The 17535-nt window shown below is 48.6% G+C and carries 18 protein-coding genes and 1 other RNA gene; 10 read left to right on the top strand and 9 right to left on the bottom strand.

What is annotated here, in order from left to right; all coding sequences use genetic code 11:
* Positions 1 to 3: 3 nt before the first annotated feature.
* The 4 genes from EWH91_RS01730 to cymR all read right to left on the bottom strand — a co-directional run bounded on the left by EWH91_RS01730 (position 4) and on the right by cymR (position 3593).
* Positions 4 to 678 (bottom strand): tetratricopeptide repeat protein, encoded by a 675-nt coding sequence (locus EWH91_RS01730; RefSeq protein WP_129928281.1) that lies wholly within the window; start codon positions 676 to 678, stop codon positions 4 to 6.
* A gap of 173 nt (positions 679 to 851) precedes the next feature.
* A complete protein-coding gene (mnmA, locus tag EWH91_RS01725; RefSeq protein WP_129928280.1) occupies positions 852 to 1985 on the bottom strand; it encodes a tRNA 2-thiouridine(34) synthase MnmA in 1134 nt (377 codons plus the stop codon).
* Entirely contained in the window at positions 1982 to 3148 is a 1167-nt protein-coding gene (locus tag EWH91_RS01720) for a cysteine desulfurase family protein (protein ID WP_129928279.1), read from the bottom strand. The genes mnmA and EWH91_RS01720 overlap by 4 nt, the downstream gene beginning before the upstream one ends.
* Before the next feature lie 22 nt (positions 3149 to 3170).
* On the bottom strand, positions 3171 to 3593 hold the full coding sequence (gene cymR / locus EWH91_RS01715; protein ID WP_129928278.1) for a cysteine metabolism transcriptional regulator CymR: 423 nt from the start codon (positions 3591 to 3593) through the stop codon (positions 3171 to 3173).
* A 207-nt stretch (positions 3594 to 3800) separates the two neighbouring features.
* On the opposite strand from cymR, the gene EWH91_RS01710 reads away from it, so the two are divergent.
* Together EWH91_RS01710 and EWH91_RS01705 are read left to right on the top strand one after the other, a co-directional pair.
* A complete protein-coding gene (locus tag EWH91_RS01710; RefSeq protein WP_129928277.1) occupies positions 3801 to 5138 on the top strand; it encodes an AAA family ATPase in 1338 nt (445 codons plus the stop codon).
* Positions 5139 to 5228: 90 nt separating this feature from the next.
* A complete protein-coding gene (locus EWH91_RS01705) occupies positions 5229 to 5924 on the top strand; it encodes an RsfA family transcriptional regulator (RefSeq protein ID WP_129928276.1) in 696 nt (231 codons plus the stop codon).
* 67 nt (positions 5925 to 5991) lie between these two features.
* On the opposite strand, the gene EWH91_RS01700 is transcribed toward EWH91_RS01705, so the two are convergent.
* Genes EWH91_RS01700 through EWH91_RS01690 form a run of 3 tightly spaced genes read right to left on the bottom strand, consistent with a single transcriptional unit; the run spans position 5992 to position 8112 of the window.
* On the bottom strand, positions 5992 to 7215 hold the full coding sequence (locus EWH91_RS01700) for a polymer-forming cytoskeletal protein (RefSeq protein ID WP_165364207.1): 1224 nt from the start codon (positions 7213 to 7215) through the stop codon (positions 5992 to 5994).
* A complete protein-coding gene (locus tag EWH91_RS01695) occupies positions 7208 to 7675 on the bottom strand; it encodes a type II secretion system protein (RefSeq protein WP_129928274.1) in 468 nt (155 codons plus the stop codon). Before EWH91_RS01695 ends, EWH91_RS01700 begins: the two co-directional genes overlap by 8 nt.
* Before the next feature lie 20 nt (positions 7676 to 7695).
* Complete coding sequence (locus tag EWH91_RS01690; RefSeq protein ID WP_240697220.1) at positions 7696 to 8112, bottom strand: type IV pilus modification PilV family protein; 417 nt, start codon at positions 8110 to 8112, stop codon at positions 7696 to 7698.
* 116 nt (positions 8113 to 8228) lie between these two features.
* On the opposite strand from EWH91_RS01690, the gene EWH91_RS01685 reads away from it, so the two are divergent.
* From EWH91_RS01685 to EWH91_RS01650, 8 genes are read left to right on the top strand one after another with little or no spacing between them, the layout of a single operon-like run.
* A complete protein-coding gene (locus EWH91_RS01685; protein ID WP_129928273.1) occupies positions 8229 to 9893 on the top strand; it encodes a GspE/PulE family protein in 1665 nt (554 codons plus the stop codon).
* Positions 9894 to 9934: 41 nt separating this feature from the next.
* Positions 9935 to 10969 carry a type IV pilus twitching motility protein PilT gene (locus EWH91_RS01680; RefSeq protein WP_129928272.1) on the top strand — a complete coding sequence of 345 codons (1035 nt, stop codon included), beginning with the start codon at positions 9935 to 9937 and terminating at the stop codon, positions 10967 to 10969.
* 6 nt (positions 10970 to 10975) lie between these two features.
* Positions 10976 to 12184, top strand: coding sequence for a type II secretion system F family protein (locus EWH91_RS01675; protein ID WP_129928271.1), 1209 nt, complete (start codon positions 10976 to 10978; stop codon positions 12182 to 12184).
* Positions 12185 to 12200: 16 nt separating this feature from the next.
* Positions 12201 to 12599 carry a prepilin-type N-terminal cleavage/methylation domain-containing protein gene (locus tag EWH91_RS01670; protein ID WP_129928270.1) on the top strand — a complete coding sequence of 133 codons (399 nt, stop codon included), beginning with the start codon at positions 12201 to 12203 and terminating at the stop codon, positions 12597 to 12599.
* Between the two features lie 19 nt (positions 12600 to 12618).
* Positions 12619 to 13380 carry a prepilin peptidase gene (locus tag EWH91_RS01665; protein ID WP_129928269.1) on the top strand — a complete coding sequence of 254 codons (762 nt, stop codon included), beginning with the start codon at positions 12619 to 12621 and terminating at the stop codon, positions 13378 to 13380.
* An 18-nt stretch (positions 13381 to 13398) separates the two neighbouring features.
* Positions 13399 to 14361 (top strand): type IV pilus biogenesis protein PilM, encoded by a 963-nt coding sequence (pilM, locus tag EWH91_RS01660; protein ID WP_129928268.1) that lies wholly within the window; start codon positions 13399 to 13401, stop codon positions 14359 to 14361.
* Complete coding sequence (locus EWH91_RS01655; RefSeq protein WP_129928267.1) at positions 14358 to 14873, top strand: PilN domain-containing protein; 516 nt, start codon at positions 14358 to 14360, stop codon at positions 14871 to 14873. Before pilM ends, EWH91_RS01655 begins: the two co-directional genes overlap by 4 nt.
* Positions 14870 to 15397 (top strand): hypothetical protein, encoded by a 528-nt coding sequence (locus EWH91_RS01650; RefSeq protein WP_129928266.1) that lies wholly within the window; start codon positions 14870 to 14872, stop codon positions 15395 to 15397. Before EWH91_RS01655 ends, EWH91_RS01650 begins: the two co-directional genes overlap by 4 nt.
* A gap of 93 nt (positions 15398 to 15490) precedes the next feature.
* Here the strand turns inward: EWH91_RS01650 and ssrS are convergent.
* Positions 15491 to 15674, bottom strand: a non-coding RNA gene (gene ssrS, locus EWH91_RS01645) — 6S RNA.
* 86 nt (positions 15675 to 15760) lie between these two features.
* The gene (gene aspS, locus EWH91_RS01640; RefSeq protein ID WP_129928265.1) at positions 15761 to 17533 is read right to left on the bottom strand and encodes an aspartate--tRNA ligase; all 1773 of its coding nucleotides are present in this window, start codon (positions 17531 to 17533) and stop codon (positions 15761 to 15763) included.
* Positions 17534 to 17535 lie beyond the last annotated feature (2 nt).

Genomic DNA, 17535 nt, shown 5'->3' with positions numbered 1-17535 from the left:
TGCTTATTTTTCGCTTCTTTCCGGAAATTTCTTTTTCAGCTGCTCGATCCCATGGGCGGCAAGCAAATGTTTGGGATTCTGCCGGAGTGCCCGCTTAAAATGCAAGCGTGCACCTGCCGGATCATGATGATACATTGCAATCACGCCCAGATTATAGTGAGCGTCGGCATGCCGGGGCACCAGAGTCAGCACCTTTTTGAACTGTTCTTCAGCCGGAGCGAGCTGACCAAATTTGGCCAGCATCAGGCCATATTGAAAACGTGCACTGGTGTCCCGGTCATCAAGCTCGACCGCACGCTGGAAGGAGGCCAGTGCCTGCCCGGCACGATCAAGATGCATGGCACAAAGCCCGATCATATAAAACAGGTTGCCGCTGTTCATGCCATTTACCTGCGCCTTCTCAAAATGATCGAGCGCTTTTTCATACGCTCCAGATTCTGAAAGCGCGTTGCCATACCCGAACTGTGCCTCCGCGCTGGCAGCGTCCAGCATCAGCGCTTTTTTGAAAAAAGCCTCTGATCGCGCCGGCTGTCCGGCCGTAATCAGCATATTCCCAAAAAGGATATACCCTTCCGGATCATCCGGTTCCGCCGATATGGCCCGATCCAGCACACCGGCAGCTTCAGCAAATTTTTCCGCTCTTATCAGTTTCAACGCTTTTTCAGTTGATTGCTTCACATAATCCCCCCCTGTGAAGAAAAGTCTGCCGGCCGGCAAGGCACTATGCCCATAAGAGGTTCATTTTTCGGATACTTTCTCATAGCAGGGCGTCAGGCAGCGGCTGACCCGGGTTGTGCTTATCCTATACTAGAATTGTATACCCTCTTAAAATGCAAAAAAAGGGCCCGGCTTTACAGAGTTGCCGAGTCAACAAAGTCTATAGCCGCGTCTGTACCCTGATTCAGAACCGTGCTGATCGTCCCGCCGCCGAGGCATCGATCGTGTTTATAGAGCACAACGGACTGACCGGGCGTAATCGCCCACTCCAGCTGATCAAAGACGACTTCTATCCGGTTATTCTCAAGCAGATGTACCGTCACCGGACGATCTTTCTGGCGATAGCGAAATTTCGCAGTGCAGTGGAACACCTTTTTTTCAGGACTACCGCTGATCCAGTTGACCTTTTCAGCAATCAGCCCCTGAGAAAACAACGCGGGATGATCTGCACCAGGCGCGATATACAGAATATTTTTCGCCACATCTTTTCCGCAGACGAACCACGGACCGCCGGGACCGCCGATGCCCAGTCCCTGACGCTGACCATTCGTGTAATACATCAGGCCATCATGATAGCCTTTAAGTTCGCCGTCTACTGTTCGGATTTCACCACGGTTGGCCGGAAGATAGTGGCTCAGAAATTGTTTAAAATTCCGCTCACCGATAAAACAGATACCGGTACTGTCCTTTTTATCAGCAGTCGCAAGATGATGCTCACGGGCAATTTCCCGAACTTCCGGCTTTTGAAGATCACCCAGAGGAAACATCACTCTTTCGATCTGCTTTTGTGACAGCTGGTTCAGAAAATAGGTCTGATCTTTATTCTGATCCAGCGCGCGCAGCATATAAGTGATCCCGTCATGCCGCTCAACCTGTGCATAATGACCGGTGGCAACAAAATCCGCCCCGACAGCCAGTGCATGATCGAGAAAGGCTTTAAATTTTATTTCTTTATTGCACATCACATCCGGATTCGGTGTACGCCCCGCCTGATACTCTTCCAGAAAATAAGTAAACACGCGGTCCCAGTACTGCTTTTCAAAGTTTACAGCATAATAGGGCATCCCGATCTGATCGGCGACGCGCACGACATCTTCATAATCCTCAGTTGCCGTGCAGACACCATTTTCATCCGTGTCATCCCAGTTTTTCATAAAAATACCGACCACATCATACCCCTGCTGTTTCAGCAGCAGGGCGGCAACAGAGGAATCCACACCTCCGGACATGCCAACAACGACCCTTGTTTTGCCAGGAGATTTCTTCAACCTGGTTCACCTGCCTTTCGGATATTTACCAGTTCACGCACCGACCGGGCAATGATTTTTCCTGCCCGGACCACTTCCTCCTGAGTCGTTCCGTTTCCGAAACTGATCCTGATCGAGCTGCGGGTTTCAGGTGCGCCGTCTCCAAACATTGCTGTCAGGACATGTGAGGGTTCAATGGATCCTGCTGTACAGGCTGAACCACTCGAAACAGCCACGCCTTCCAAATCAAGTTTGGTCAAAAGCGTCTCAACATTGATCCCGGGAAAATACAGATTCAGAATCTGAGGCAGAAAATGTTCAGAATTTCCGTTAATATGAAAATCAACACGGGCTTCGCGCAAGGTATCCAGCATTGCCCTGCGCAGGCTCAGATACTTATCAATCCGCTCTCTGATATGATCACGAACGAGATCAACGGCCAGACCCAGGCCGGCGATTGCCGGTACATTCTGCGTTCCGGCACGACGCTTGTGCTCCTGATCTCCGCCATGCGCGATCGCCTCCAGACGGACGCCGTCACGGACAAACAAAAAACCGATCCCCTTTGGTCCGCCAATTTTATGTCCGGCCATAGATAAGAGATCGATCGGCGTATCCTTTACATCTATATCGATGGAGCCGAAAGACTGAACCGCGTCCGTGTGCAGCAGCGTCGGCCTGTCCGCGAGCAAATGTGCTATTTCGCGGATCGGCTGAATGGTTCCAACCTCATTATTTCCGTACATAATTGAAACGAGAATGGTATCATCCCGTAGTTTCTGTTTCAGTTCATCAACAGATATCCGGCCAGTTCGGTCGACATCCAGATAATCCACGTCAAAGCCCTGCTTTTCGAGATATTCACAGGTTCTGAATACCCCATGATGTTCAATCTTCGTTGTAATAATGTGCTTTCCCTTATCACGGTTCGCAAAAGCAGAGCCGATAATCGCCATGTTATCGCCTTCTGTACCACCGCCTGTAAAAACAATTTCACGGCTTCTGGCACCGATATATTTGGCGATAGTGTCTCTGGCGTCGTCGACCACTTTCCGGGCCTGTCTGCCGAATGAATGGATGCTTGACGGATTGCCAATCACCTTTTTATATGTTTCCGCCATGATCTCAAGCACTTCGGGATCAATCAGCGTCGTTGCGGCATGATCGAGATAGATGGGATTCATGCCTGTTCACTCCCTTTAACTTTCAAATGTAGAACATATCCGGATCCTGAACCTGAGGCTCCGTATCATAATGGATCAGATCGTCAAGGGTTGTCCCCTGGAGGACATCCTTTACAGCGTCCCTTATTTTGACCCACAATTCCCGTTTGGCCGGATCATCATCTTCCATGACTTCAACCGGCTGGATCGGACCTTCAAGCACACGGATGACATCGGCAGCTGTGATCTCGCCCGGGGTTTTAGCCAGCACATATCCGCCGTAAGCGCCGCGGATACTGCTCACCAGTCCGGCATTACGAAGCGGTGCAACCAGCTGTTCCAGATAGTGCTCTGATAAATTGTGCTCGGTCGCTATGGCTTTCAGAGAGAGCGGTCCCCGACCTTTGTTCTTTGCCAGGGCCATCATAATCGTTAATCCATAACGTCCTTTCGTTGAGATCTTCATCGCAAGACCCCCCTTTCGCTCTTCAAACGTATATAAATAAATGTACATCTTCTGTTTATTAATCAGCCGTGATCTCTTATGCTGAGATTCATCGGAACTATGGTAGAATAAATACAGACTCTAAGTTATTATAGACGAAAAACATATTCCTTGCACGCAATCAGACAGAGAATACCAAAAAAATTGAAACATGAAAGGATGACAGGGATGGATTTGTTTGATCTTCCATCCGATGACATAACAACAGGCCGCGGACGCCCCCTCGCCGACAGAATGCGCCCGCAGACTCTTGATGAATTTGTCGGACAGGAACAGATTGTCGGTAAGGGCCGGTTGCTGCGCCGCGCGATACAGGCTGACAAACTGACCCCCATGATTTTCTTCGGTCCCCCGGGAACCGGGAAAACCACTCTGGCTCATATTATCGCCCAAACCACGTCTGCATATTTTGAACAGCTGAACGCGGTCACCGCCGGCGTCAGCGATCTGCGAAAGATTATCGCCGGCGCAGAGGAGCGTCTGAAATTCGATCAGCAGCGAACGATTCTTTTTATAGATGAAATTCACCGTTTCAGTAAAAGTCAGCAGGATGCCCTCCTGCCATCGGTAGAAAAAGGGACGGTTATTCTGATCGGAGCGACGACAGAAAGCCCGATGTTTGAGATCAACCCGGCGCTGCTTTCAAGGTCCCGCCTCTTCCGCTTTGTCCCCCTGACTCAGGATGATATCCGCAACATTCTGCAACACGCACTGACCGATAAAGAACGGGGGTACGGCAACGAAAAGGTAAAAATGGAGCCGGCCGCCATGGACCATCTGGTACGCGTTGCAAATGGCGACAGCCGCACGGCCCTGCATGCGCTGGAACTGGCTGTCCTGACTACTGACCGGGACCAGGACGGCTTCATCCATATTGACCTGCACGTTGCCGAAGAATCGATTCAGGAAAAAGTGCTGCAATATGACAAAAAAGGAGACAATCATTACGACACCGTCTCGGCGTTTATTAAAAGCATGCGCGGGTCGGATCCTGATGCAACGCTCTACTGGCTCGCCAAAATGATCGCGGCAGGTGAAGACCCGAAGTTTATCGCCCGCCGGATCTTTATCCATGCTGCGGAGGACGTCGGCCTGGCCGATCCAAATGCCCTGCTCATTGCCCATGCTGCTGTAAAGGCGGTGACCTTTATCGGACTGCCGGAAGCGCGGATTCCGCTCGCCGAAGCGGCGCTCTATATTGCCACTGCTCCGAAAAGCAATGCAGCAGTGGTCGGCATTGACCAGGCACTGGACACGGTGAAAAATGAGAAAACCGGTGAGGTGCCCATACACCTGCGTGATGCCCATTATAAAGGGGCGGCAAAGCTTGGCCATGGAAAAGGCTATTTGTATCCTCATGACTTTGAAGGCGGCTACGTCCCGCAGGATTATCTGCCGGAGCACCTGCGGAACAAACATTTCTATCACCCCAGCCCGCGGGGATATGAGCGCACGATTAATAAACGGCTGAACTATTTCGCACGGCGTGATCACGATCAAAAATAAAAATAACCGGATTCCCGCTGTGTATAAAAATCTCTCACCTTGTCAATCCTTTTTAATAAAACAGCAAGAATGCAAGAAGGAGAGAATGCCATGACAAAAGTGAGACAGGATGCCTGGTCACATGAAGATGATCTGCTTCTGGCAGAAACCGTCCTGCGCCATATCCGGGAGGGAAGCACACAGCTTGACGCCTTTGAAGAAGTCGGTGATAAACTGAACCGCACGGGCGCCGCCTGCGGCTTTCGCTGGAATGCGATTGTCCGGAGAAAATACGAACAGGCAATAGAAATAGCGAAAAAACAACGCAAACAGAAAAAACGTGCAGAGCAGGGTGCACGGTCACTCCGCCCTGCCCCTGCCTTTCCGGTCATGGAAACGGCTTATCTGCCGGATCCGACCGAGATTCAGCAGCTGCCACCTGCAGAACATGTTGAGGAAAACTCGACTTATGAAAATACAGCGACTTTAAAAACCGGATTAGGTCTGTCTGAAGTCATTGCCTACCTGCAAACGCTGCAGCAGGGCAAAACTTCAGACGGCCGTCTGGAACGGGAGAACAGCGCATTGAAGCAGGAAAACGCCAGACTGCAGCAACGTATCGAAGAACTGGAAAAAGAGGTTGAAACCCTGCAAAGCCGTCAGCAGACCGTTGAAGACGACTACCAGGCACTGATCGGCATCATGGACCGTGCCAGGAAAATGGTTGCTTTTCAGGATCAGGAAGATCATCAGGGTGCAACCTTTAAAATGGATCAGAATGGCAATCTGGAAAAGATCGCGAAGTAATCATGTATATTAAGCTGAAAGAAGGTAAATAACCCTCTTTCAGCTTTTTTTACAATTATTGAGGGGTTTAATTATATTCTGTTTCTTCTGACGATTCATCAATTTGATTCAGTCCACTGTTCCAGTCAGAAATTTTATGAATAATAATTTTACCATTAGCACTGGTTTTTAATGCTATATCGTGACTTACAACCAGTCCATTATTAAATTGAACTTCTACTTTACTACTGTGCAGATCAACGTCATGGTTAACAAAAACTGTGTTATTAAACTGTAAGATCTTACCCCAGCCACTACTGTCATTTTTTCTTATTAAATTGTTGCCAACATAAACATATCCGTCCCACGTCGATCCACCTTCATAATTGAAATCCTGTTTTATTACAGTATCCCCTTTTACATGAACGTTTCCACTAATATTTGCAGTCTGATTAATAAAGACATTACGATTAAAATTAATATTACCGGATAAATTCGCGTCATTCTTAATATAAACGTCCCCGCATACCGTAATATTTCCGGATAAATTTACAGTTCCATCTATATAAAGATCACCTTTAATCGTAATATTTCCCGAACCATTGAAATCACCATGTACCATGACATTCTTGTCAAAAACCACATTGTGAGAAATATTGACCGTGTTTACAAAATTTATGTTGTCTGTATAGTGGCTAATACTTTGTGAGGCCTCATTTTTTCTAATGGCATCAGGTAACGGTTCAGCCGATGGCAGGCGAATACGTTTAAAATATTGTTTTATTGAATCGAAATCAACGGATTCATTCGTTGCATCCGGAGGCCCAATTTCGACGTTCTTACCGCGTTTTATCGAACCTCCATAGATCAAACTTTTCCCATTGATTTGATTATCACTGTTGCTGTCTTCAGCAAACAGTATTTTATTCTGAGTGATTACCCGCTGTTCCCCATTTACTCTTCCTGTACTGGTAATTGCAATACGCTTCGTTTGTTTATTCATTTCTGCATCAACACTATAAGAGTAAGGAAACGAGTCATCAGAAGAAACTGACAGATTTTCAATTAAATTCATTTTATCATCAAATTGAATATTCTCACTGATGATGCGCTTAACTTTCCAATTAAATTCCTTCAATCCCATCTCCGCAGCGTTGGTTGCCTGTGTGCGGTTGATTTCTTTATTTATCTGTTTGGTGTGGCTGAATGAGACAGTGATCAACAGGAGACCCATAATCGTAAAAAGCGTGGTGACAAGAAGGACGACAAGTAAAACAGATCCTTTTTGCTGTCTGAACCATTTATCAGTCATTTTCAGAGTTCTCCCCCTCACTTTTTCCTGCCCACGGGAAATAGATTGTCGTATGAATACCATAACTCATTTCATTTTTAGAGACGGTATACTCAAGTCTCAACTCAGAAGTCTCTTTATTTATTTCTATTTCCAATGGTGTTCCGGTATATGTCAGATTTTTATTTGAGATCGGAATCGGAGGACCTGACTCATTTCCATTCGTGTCCAGATATCGGGTGGTGATTACACCTCCGGCAAGTTTAAGTTTAAACGGCTTTTTATCTTTATCATAAAAAGCCTCCGTCAACCGTGTCCGAACCAGATTGGCATCAGCCTGAAGCTCATTCTCGGTTATTGCTCGTGTAGTGGCTTTCTCTCCCGAAAGCCAGATACCAAAAATCAGCGTAAAACAAATGGATGCCAGTGTCAGCACGGCCAGCAGTTCAATTAAGGTGACACCTCTGGAATTGTGGGGCATTTTCCGGTACCTCTCCGTTTCTAATTTGTCGTATAATAGTTATAAAGTTCTATGTAATGATGCTCACGATCATAATACGTACGGACCATGATCATCAGCGGCCTTCCTGGATCAGCCTCCGGACTGTCCGATAATTTTTTGAATGTAAATGTCCGGTAAGCCGGATTTGGCTCCTGTCTGTAATCAATACGGATCCAGCTGTCAGGGACATCCGGATTAAATGGAACTTCTGACGTATTTTGCTCAGGAAGCGGTCCTGCCAGCGTCTCCGACAGCTTCTTCTGAGCCAGCTGCAATGCCGTCTGACGGTCACCGTTCATTGTCGTGAACTGCTGACTCTGGATAAAAACGTAAGCAAATGTGAGAATGACAACACTGAGAAGAGCAATCGAAGCGATAACTTCAATAAGCGTCATTCCATCCTGGTGATGAGCCATTTGACCCATTCCTTTCTGTTTACCTATATACACGTTTTATTTTAAACAGGTTTCTGATAGATTAAAAGAGTTGATTAACTTGGAAAATTAATGATGTTCTTTCGGGAGGATCCATTATGAAGCAGCGCCTACATCGCAGGCTGGGAGAAATCCTCGTAGAATCGGGCCTGATCAGCAGAGATCAGTTAAATAGCACACTGGAGCAGAAAAATGCGTCGCAGAAGCTGGGCAGTGCGCTGATCGAACGCGGGTACATATCGGAGCAGCAGCTCATTGACGTGCTGTCCATGCAACTGAATATGCCGCAGGTTCACCTGAGCAATCTGGTTATTGATCCTGGGACCGCCAATCTGGTCGATCAGGACTTTGCCAGAAGAAGCGAACTGATTCCCTATAAAAAAAGTGATCAGGATCTTTATGTCGCCATGGCAAATCCGCTGGATTACTACGCGATTGAAGATCTGCAGATGATGACCGGTTTCCAGATTCATGTCTCTCTCGCTCTGCCAAGTGAGATTATAAGTACGATTAACCGCGTCTACAACGAAGAAGACTCGGTCAATGAGCTGCTGACCTCAATGAAGTCAAGACAGGTGGAAGAGACCGCTGTGAAGGTTGAAGAAGACGATACGCCGATCATCAAAGTGATCAATAAATGCCTGCTGAGTGCAGTTGAAAATCGGGCCAGCGATGTGCACATTGAGCCGCGCGAATTCAGCGTAGTCGTTCGTTTCCGGATCGACGGCGAGCTCCATACGTACCGCACTTTTCCTAAAGAAATGCTCAGCGTCCTTGTGACCCGAATCAAAGTGATGAGCCAGCTGGATATCACAGAAAAAAGGCTGCCGCAGGACGGACGGGTAAAAGTCAGCATCGGTAAACAGCGGCTGGACCTCCGCGTGTCTACTCTGCCTACACTGTTTGGTGAACGCATCGTCATGCGGCTGCTGAACACGCAGGATCTCCTGCTGAAAATTCCCAACGTCGGGTTCACTGAAGAGCAGGAAACGCTGTTCACGAAAATGATTACCCGGCCGACCGGACTGATTCTGATCACCGGACCGACGGGTTCCGGAAAAACATCGACGTTGTATGCGGCTTTAAATCACCTGAACAGTGAAAGGGAAAACATCATTACCATTGAAGATCCCGTTGAATACCAGATTGAAGGCATTAATCAGATTCAGACCAACGCACCGGTTGGTCTGACATTTGCGAAGGGACTGCGTGCAATCCTCCGTCAGGATCCGAATATCATCATGGTCGGAGAAATCCGTGATTCTGAAACGGCGGAAATCGCCATCCGCGCCAGTCTGACCGGGCATCTGGTCCTGTCAACCCTGCATACAAATGACGTGCCGACCACGATTTACCGTCTGATTGACATGGGTGTAGATCCCTTTCTTGTCGCAGCATCACTGACCGGAGTTGTGGCTCAGCGCCTGGTGCGGCGGATCTGCCATGACTGTGCCAGGGAAACGCAACCTACACCGATTGAACAAGGGCTTTTTAAAAAGGCCGGTATGACCTGTCCGCCCGTCATGATGAAAGGGACCGGCTGCAAATCATGTCATCATACCGGTTACCTCGGACGGACGGCTGTGCATGAAATGCTGGACATAACCAGTCAGATTTCCGAAACCCTGATTAATCACCATACTTTTGGCGACATCCAAAATCTGGTCAAGAATTCAGGAGGTCAATCGATGCTTGAGAATGGACTTCTGAAAGTCAAGAGAGGGATTACAACCGTTGATGAACTGTTAAAAATCATCAGCTGACATTATTTGTCTATTGAGAAAAGATCGGAGCATTTGTTATCATGAAACAATCATTAAAAGAATGGTTAATTGAAGCCTGCTCACGTCGGGCCTCAGATCTGCATGTTTCCGTCGGTATTCCGCCGACTATCCGTCTCAATGGAGAACTGGTTTCACTCGATCTGCCGCCGGTCACACCGTCGGACACCGAATCTGCTGTTCAGAGTCTTCTTGCAGACGATCAGTATCACAAGCTCAGTAAATATGGCGAACTTGACTTTTCCTGCAGTATTCCCGGTCTCTCACGTTTTCGTGTCAATGCGTTCCGCCAGCGTAACTGTTACAGTCTGGCATTTCGGGTGATTCCGCAGCATGTACCGGATCTTACATCTCTTCAGCTCCCGGAAGTCCTCGCGTCACTGTGCCACAGGCCGCACGGACTCTTCCTTGTGACAGGCCCGACAGGAAGCGGGAAATCCACAACACTGGCCGCTCTGGTTGACGATATGAACAAAAACATGCGACGGCATATTATTACCCTGGAGGATCCCATCGAATATTTGCACCGGCATAACAAGTGCATCATCCAGCAACGGGAAATTGGAAACGACACGCAATCATTCTCCAAGGGCCTTCGGTCAGCCCTGCGCGAGGATCCGGATGTGATTCTGGTGGGTGAAATGCGCGACCTTGAAACCATCCGTACGGCACTGACAGCAGCGGAAACCGGACACTTGGTCCTTGCGACGCTCCATACAAATGATGCGATTTCAACGGTTGACCGCATTATCGATGTCTTTCCGCCGGATCAGCAGGGACAGATACGGATTCAGCTGGCAACTGAACTTGTCGCTGTTGTCTCTCAGCACCTCTTTCCGACACCTGATTATTCAGGAAGACGCGTTGCAACGGAAGTGATGATCAATAATAAGGCCATCAGCCACCTGATCCGGGAAAAAAAAATCTATCAGATTCCAAGCGTGATCCAGATGAACCGGTCGGCAGGTATGCAGACCATGGCTTCCTGCATCAAAGACATGCTCGCAAACCGGGCTATTGCCGCCGAATCTGTGGAGAAGTTCTTACTGAAGGAGTAATGGAACATGCCAGTATTTGACTTCATCGCGACGAAGGAAAATGGAAAGACGAAGCGGGGCCGCCTGACTGCAGGAAGCAGGCAGGAAGCACTCGTACAGATTGTCCATCAGGGACTGACCATTCGCTCGGTCAGAGAACACGCTGATTCCATCTGGTACAGGGATCTGTCACTCGGTTCCCGGGTCAGACTGCAGGAAAAGGTGATTTTTCTCCGCCAGTTTGCAACCATCATAAAGGCCGGTGTGACCGTTGCCGATGCGCTGGAGATTCTCCAGGATCAGGAAGAGAAAAACAAGTATTTCAAATCCGTCATTCAGCAAATGGCCTCTGACCTCCGGGAAGGCCGGACCCTGTCTCAGGCCTTTGAAAATCAAAAAAAAGTTTTCAGTCCGATGATCATTCATATGATTCGTGCCGGCGAAGGCAGCGGCCGGCTGGAGGAAAGCCTGGATCATCTGGCCGTCTACTACGAACGCCAGCATCAGTCGCGTCAGAAACTCTCAACAGCGATGGTTTATCCGGTTTTCGTCATGCTGATGTCCGTCGGCGTCGTGATTTTTCTTCTGACCACGATCATACCGATGTTCCAGTCGATGTTTGCCGGACTCGGCGCTCAGGTACCGGCGATTACCCGAATCATTCTTTCCATGAGTAACGGGATAAGAGTCTTTTGGCCCGTGCTTATCTTAGTATCTGCAGGCATTTTTTTACTTTTTTTCCTGTTAAAACGAAATAAATCTAGTAAAATACGACTGGACCGTGCTATACTTAGTGTGCCATTAGTCGGATCTTTGATTTATAAAAATGAGCTGTCCCGCCTGCTGTGGATGCTTGCCCTGCTGCTGTCCAGTTCCGTTCCGGTTATTGACGCGCTGCGTTCGATTGAAAACATCACGTCGAACCTGGCGATCCGGAGGGCCATACATAATGTTGCACAGGCACTTGACTTCGGCCAGCCGCTGTCCGAGGCTTTCAGAAACGAAAGGGTTTTTCCTTCAATCGTCTACCATATGACTGCGATCGGCGAACAGACCGGGATGCTGGATCAGATGCTGAACCACGTGGCCCATTATTATGAGAACGACGTGCAGCAGATGACTGAGCGATTGAAGGCATTGATGGAACCGGCTGTCATGGTATTTCTGGCCGTCATCGTTGGTTTTATTGTTATGGCTATTGTGATACCGATGTTTCAGATTTATCAAAATTTTTGATGAGGGAGAGGAAAAAATGTTAAAAAAACTTAGAGCAAAGTCTAAAGATCAGAAAGGGTTTACCCTTGTCGAGCTGCTGGCTGTCATTGTGATTCTTGCTATCATTGCTGCAATTGCAGTGCCAATCATTACGAATGTTATCAGTGGGCAGCGCGAGAAAGCGAATTATCAGGATGCATTAAATATCATTCATGCCGCAAAACTTTATAATGCTGAAAATCCAGATGACAATTCCCTTACTTACGATGATTTAAAAAAGTATCTGGGCCATGCAAGAGATACTTCTTTTACAGTTTCCGTTAACGATGAGGGCGTATATTCAATTACCGGCCATGCCGGTGTGACTGATGGATCAACAGAACAAGAAATTGTTGCTAAATCTGGTGAAGAAGAGCCGGAATCAACTACTGAATGATTAGGATGTTTATAAAGCTATGTGGATAAGTTTTATTTTTGAAATTTATATCACAATACTTGGTCTTGTCCTCGGTTCTTTTTACAATGTCGTTGGTCTTCGGGTTGCCGAAGGTCAGTCGATTATATCGCCGCCTTCACACTGTCCGTCGTGCGGGCGGCGTTTAACTATCCGCGATCTGGTACCGGTCTTTTCCTATATTTTTCTGCACGGACGGTGCCGGACATGCCATACGAAGATCTCACCGATCTATCCGGCCATTGAGGCTGCGACAGGTCTGCTGTTCCTGTTCAGCTTCATACAGGCAGCAACGATTGAAGAAATGCTTGCAGGCTGGCTGCTCTCTTCCCTGCTGATGATCGTTCTAGTGACAGACCTGTCGCACATGATCATCCCGAATAAAATTCTGCTGTTCTTTTTCATTCTCTTTAGCGTGTTTCGGAGTGTCTTTCATGCCACCCCGTGGTGGGATCCCCTGGCCGGTATCGCAGCCGGATTTGTTCTATTGGCACTGATTGCGCTCATCAGCGGCGGCGGAATGGGCGGCGGTGATGTAAAACTGTTTGCTGTAATGGGGCTTATCATCGGAATAAAACTGATTGTACTCGGCTTTTTCCTGTCGACCTTTTTCGGTGCGCTGCTCGGCGGCCTCGGTCTTTTGACCGGTCTGGTGAAACGGCGCCAGCCGGTGCCTTTCGTCCCTTTTATCACACTTGGGATGCTGACCGCCTTCTTTTTCGGTGACCAGCTGATCGCAGCCTATCTTGACTTAATCTTTTAACATGGGGAATGATGTCTGATGTTTGGAAATCTGTCACAATGGTTTCAGTCCCATGTCCGTGTTGGTCTTACTTTTGCCGACGACAGTCTGCGGCTTGCTCTCCTTAAAGGCGGCACAGGCCATGTGTCGGCTATCCGGACGCAGGAGACTGCTCTGGAACCCGGAATCATCGTTAATGGAATCCTTAAAAATCAGGAAGCCTGTCAGGCAAAACTGAAGGGGCTGGTCCGCAAGCTTAAGGCGAATAGAAAACAGGTGTGCTTTACAATCCCGGATTCACAGCTGATTGTCCGGCAGTTCGAGCTGCCCGGCGTGATGACCGATCAGGATCTGCGAAACTATTTCTTTATCGAAATGGGCAAAAAGATTCAGCTTCCATTTAAAGACCCGATATTCGACTTCCATGTACTGAACAGAGCAGCGGATGGAACGAACGTCGTCCTCTACGCCGCTCCGGAAACCGTTGTCCGCCAGTATGTGCACGTCCTGCGTTCTGCGGGTCTCGAACCAGTTGCGGCGGAATTTAATGCTATTGGTGTTGACCGCTGGATTCACTATATACATAAAGCAGTGCTTCCGGAACACCGGATGTATGCCCGGCTGGAGAAAGCGACACTCAGTGTCTCGATTCTGCACAACGACGTCCCTCTTTTTGCCAGACAGGTTCATCTCGGTACCCGCGGAGCAGATTCAGCAGATTCAGCAGATGAAGCGGCAGATCTGTACGTTCTGAACGCGGTCACGGAAATTGATCGCATGATGAATTTTTATCAATTTTCCATTCAGAAGGGCAGCGGACAGGTGGCAGCCATCTACCTGCTTAATGAAAAGCGTGAGCAGCGTACATTTGGAAAAGTCCTTTCTGATACGGTTCATATTCCTGTTGAACCTGTGCCCGTCGATGATGAAAAAACGGGGCATTCCATCCAGCTGTCCTTCATTCCTGCCATTGGCTCGGCGATGAAGGAGCTTGTCTCATGATTGATATTAACCTTCTTCCCTACGAAAAACGGACGTCCAGGGCATTCATTCGCTTCATCATGGTCTTCGCTGCGGTCTGTGTGATTGCACTGGCTGCTTTATTCTGGTATGCCTGGCAGCTGAACGGTACACTTCAGGATGTCCATCAGCAGGAGTCGATATGGAAAGCACGCACCCTCAAGGAGCAGGACACTTCCGGGACACCAAATGCTGAACAGGCGGTCAGACAGGTCCGGCAAAGTCAGCCGGACGTTTACCATGCGCTGACTTCCCTGAACCAGCGTCTTCCTGATGGCGGAGCGATCCAGAATGTCACTATTGCATCACATAGGATTACGGTCCAAAGTCTGCTGCCTGATTTCCAGGCTGTTGTCCAATTTACGGATCGACTGCGCCGGCAACCATTTGAGAAGGTTGAAACGACACAGATCAGCCAGACCGGTGATCAGAGTGATACACTGCAGGTTACGCTGACGATGAACATCAGTAAAGAAAAGGATCAAAAACCATGAGACAATCAGCTATTGTCACGTGTGCTGCGCTGCTTCTGGTCTGCATAGGCTTCGGATGGTTTTACTTTACAAAAATCATACCGATGAAACAGGAGATCGCGTTCACACAGCAGAACGTTAAAATGTATCAGGATGAAGCCCTGGCGAGGGCAAAGAAAGAGAATAAGGATACAGTTGTCCATGCAGACCGACTGCCGAAGCAGCCGGAAGTAGAATCCTTCTTCTCTGATTTTCAGCAACTGGCCTCTCGGCATCAGGTCGCTGTCGCAACAATCGCCATGACGGACTCTGATGACAGGCAGAATAATGACCCTTCATCGAATGTGACGGGGCAGTCCGTCCTGAAACAGAACAGGTACATGGTCACGATTACGGCGGGGAAACAATCTGATATTGTTGCCTTTCTGGGCGATCTGGAAAAAATGGAACACCTGCACACGCTGAGTCATCTCTCACTCCAAAGCAGTCAGGATAACCATTGGCAGGCTACATTCAATCTGACTTTGTATTCATTAGCAAAATAGCATCCGGGTTTTCTCCCGGTTTATTTTTTTGCATTGAAAAAGCAGAACCAGGAAAATATCCCGGTTCTGCTCTTTCTTTTGGATATAGAACATGAGAATCCCGAATGTGCCGTTGTGAAGCCGCAGCTTTGAAACCCGCTCGTGAGCAGGTGGGTGTCCTGTTTCACAGTTTACGGGTCCCTTGTGCGGGCATGCGTGACGAGTGAAAACAACGGACTCCCTATAGTTAGATGTTCGGTCAAAACATATCGACGTTCGACTAACACCTCAGGACGCTGTTCGATTTCTATTCTTAGGTTAGCATAAATGTAGCTGTTTATCAAGCATCTGCTTCCTGCCATTCCTGCCAGATCCTGCCACGGGTTATTTCAGCAGTGTGGCAACGTCCAGATGGAGTTCGGCCAGCTGCGCATCGCTGACTGCACTTGGTGCCTTGGTCAACAGATCCGATGCACTGGCTGTTTTCGGGAAAGCAATGGTATCGCGCAGGCTCGCACATCCGGCAAGCAGCATCACGATCCGGTCAATACCGAGCGCCATACCACCATGAGGCGGAGCGCCATATTCGAATGCTTCCATCAGGAAGCCAAACTGTTTCTCGGCGCGCTCTTTTGTAAATCCGAGTACCTTGAACATTTTCTCCTGCATCTCGTGATTACAGATTCTTTCCGATCCGCTGCCCAGCTCGAAACCGTTCAGTACCATATCGTAGGACTGGGCACGTACGCTGCCCGGATCGCTTTCGATCTTGTCCAGATCCTCAAGAACCGGCATCGTGAACGGGTGGTGCTCAGCCACATATCGGTGCTCTTCCTCACTGTAGGAAAGGAGCGGAAATTCCGTCACCCAGAGGAAGTTGAAAGCCGATTCGTCAATCAAGCCGAGTGTCTTGCCCAGGTGAAGCCGGAGGGCGCCAAGACTTTCGGCCACAATTTTTTTCTTGTCTGCGACAAAGAGCAGCAGGTCACCGGGCTCAGCGTTCGTCCGCTTAACAATCCGCTGAGTCAGCGCTTCATCAAAGAACTTGGCAATGGGTCCCTTCATGCCGTTCTCTTCAACCTTAAGCCAGGCCAGCCCTTTTGCCCCATGAGGGGAAACGACATGACGCAGATCTTCATCCACCTGCTTGCGCGAGAAATGCGAAGCCTGTCCTTTGGCGTTGATCGCTTTTACGACGCCACCCTTTTCCTGGACCTCTTTAAACACCTTCAACGTGCTGTCCGCCGCAATATCGGTCAGATCAATCAGCGTTAAGCCAAAACGTGTATCGGGTTTATCGCTGCCGTACAGATCCATTGCCTGGGCATAAGTCAACCGTTTAAACGGACGCGGAATATCAATACCTTTCACTTCTTTTACCAGATTGACCAGCATCTCTTCAATCATATCCTGGAACGGCCTGAGTTCAAAGAAAGACATCTCAATATCAACCTGGGTAAACTCCGGCTGGCGGTCGGCGCGCAGATCCTCATCCCGAAAGCAGCGGGCAATCTGGTAATACTTTTCCATTCCGGAAGCCATCAGCAGCTGTTTAAACAACTGCGGCGACTGCGGCAAGGCATAAAATTCACCCGGATGAACACGGCTGGGTACCAGATAGTCGCGTGCCCCTTCCGGCGTGCTTTTGGTCAGTATCGGGGTTTCAATATCAAGAAAATCTCTGTCATCAAGGAAATGGCGCAGGGACCGGGTGACTTTATTGCGCAGCTTGAAGGTCTCAAGCATTTCCGGCCGGCGCAGATCCAGATAGCGATACCTCAGCCGGACATCTTCAGAAGCCTCGATATGGTCTTCAATCGGAAAGGGCGGCGTTTTTGATTTATTCAGAACATGGATTTCATGAATCATGATTTCAATGTCGCCAGTCTTTATTTTAGGATTCACAGCTTCCGGGGCGCGGGCAGAAACGGTTCCGGTCACTGAAAGGCAATATTCGCTGCGAACTTTATCTGCCGTATTCCATGCTTTCTGAGAAATTTTCGGGTTGAATACAATCTGGACAAAGCCGGATCTGTCACGTAAATCGATAAAGATCACACCGCCCAGATCTCTTCGTTTCTGAACCCATCCGGCAAGGGTCACTGTCTGCCCTGCCTGTTTTGCGGTCAACTTACCGCAATATGCATTCCGATACAATC

The organism is Sporolactobacillus sp. THM19-2 (assembly GCF_004153195.1).
Taxonomy (GTDB): Bacteria; Bacillota; Bacilli; order Bacillales; family Sporolactobacillaceae; genus Sporolactobacillus.
Note: the sequence above shows the minus strand (reverse complement) of the source record. Positions and strands in the feature narration are given on the sequence as shown.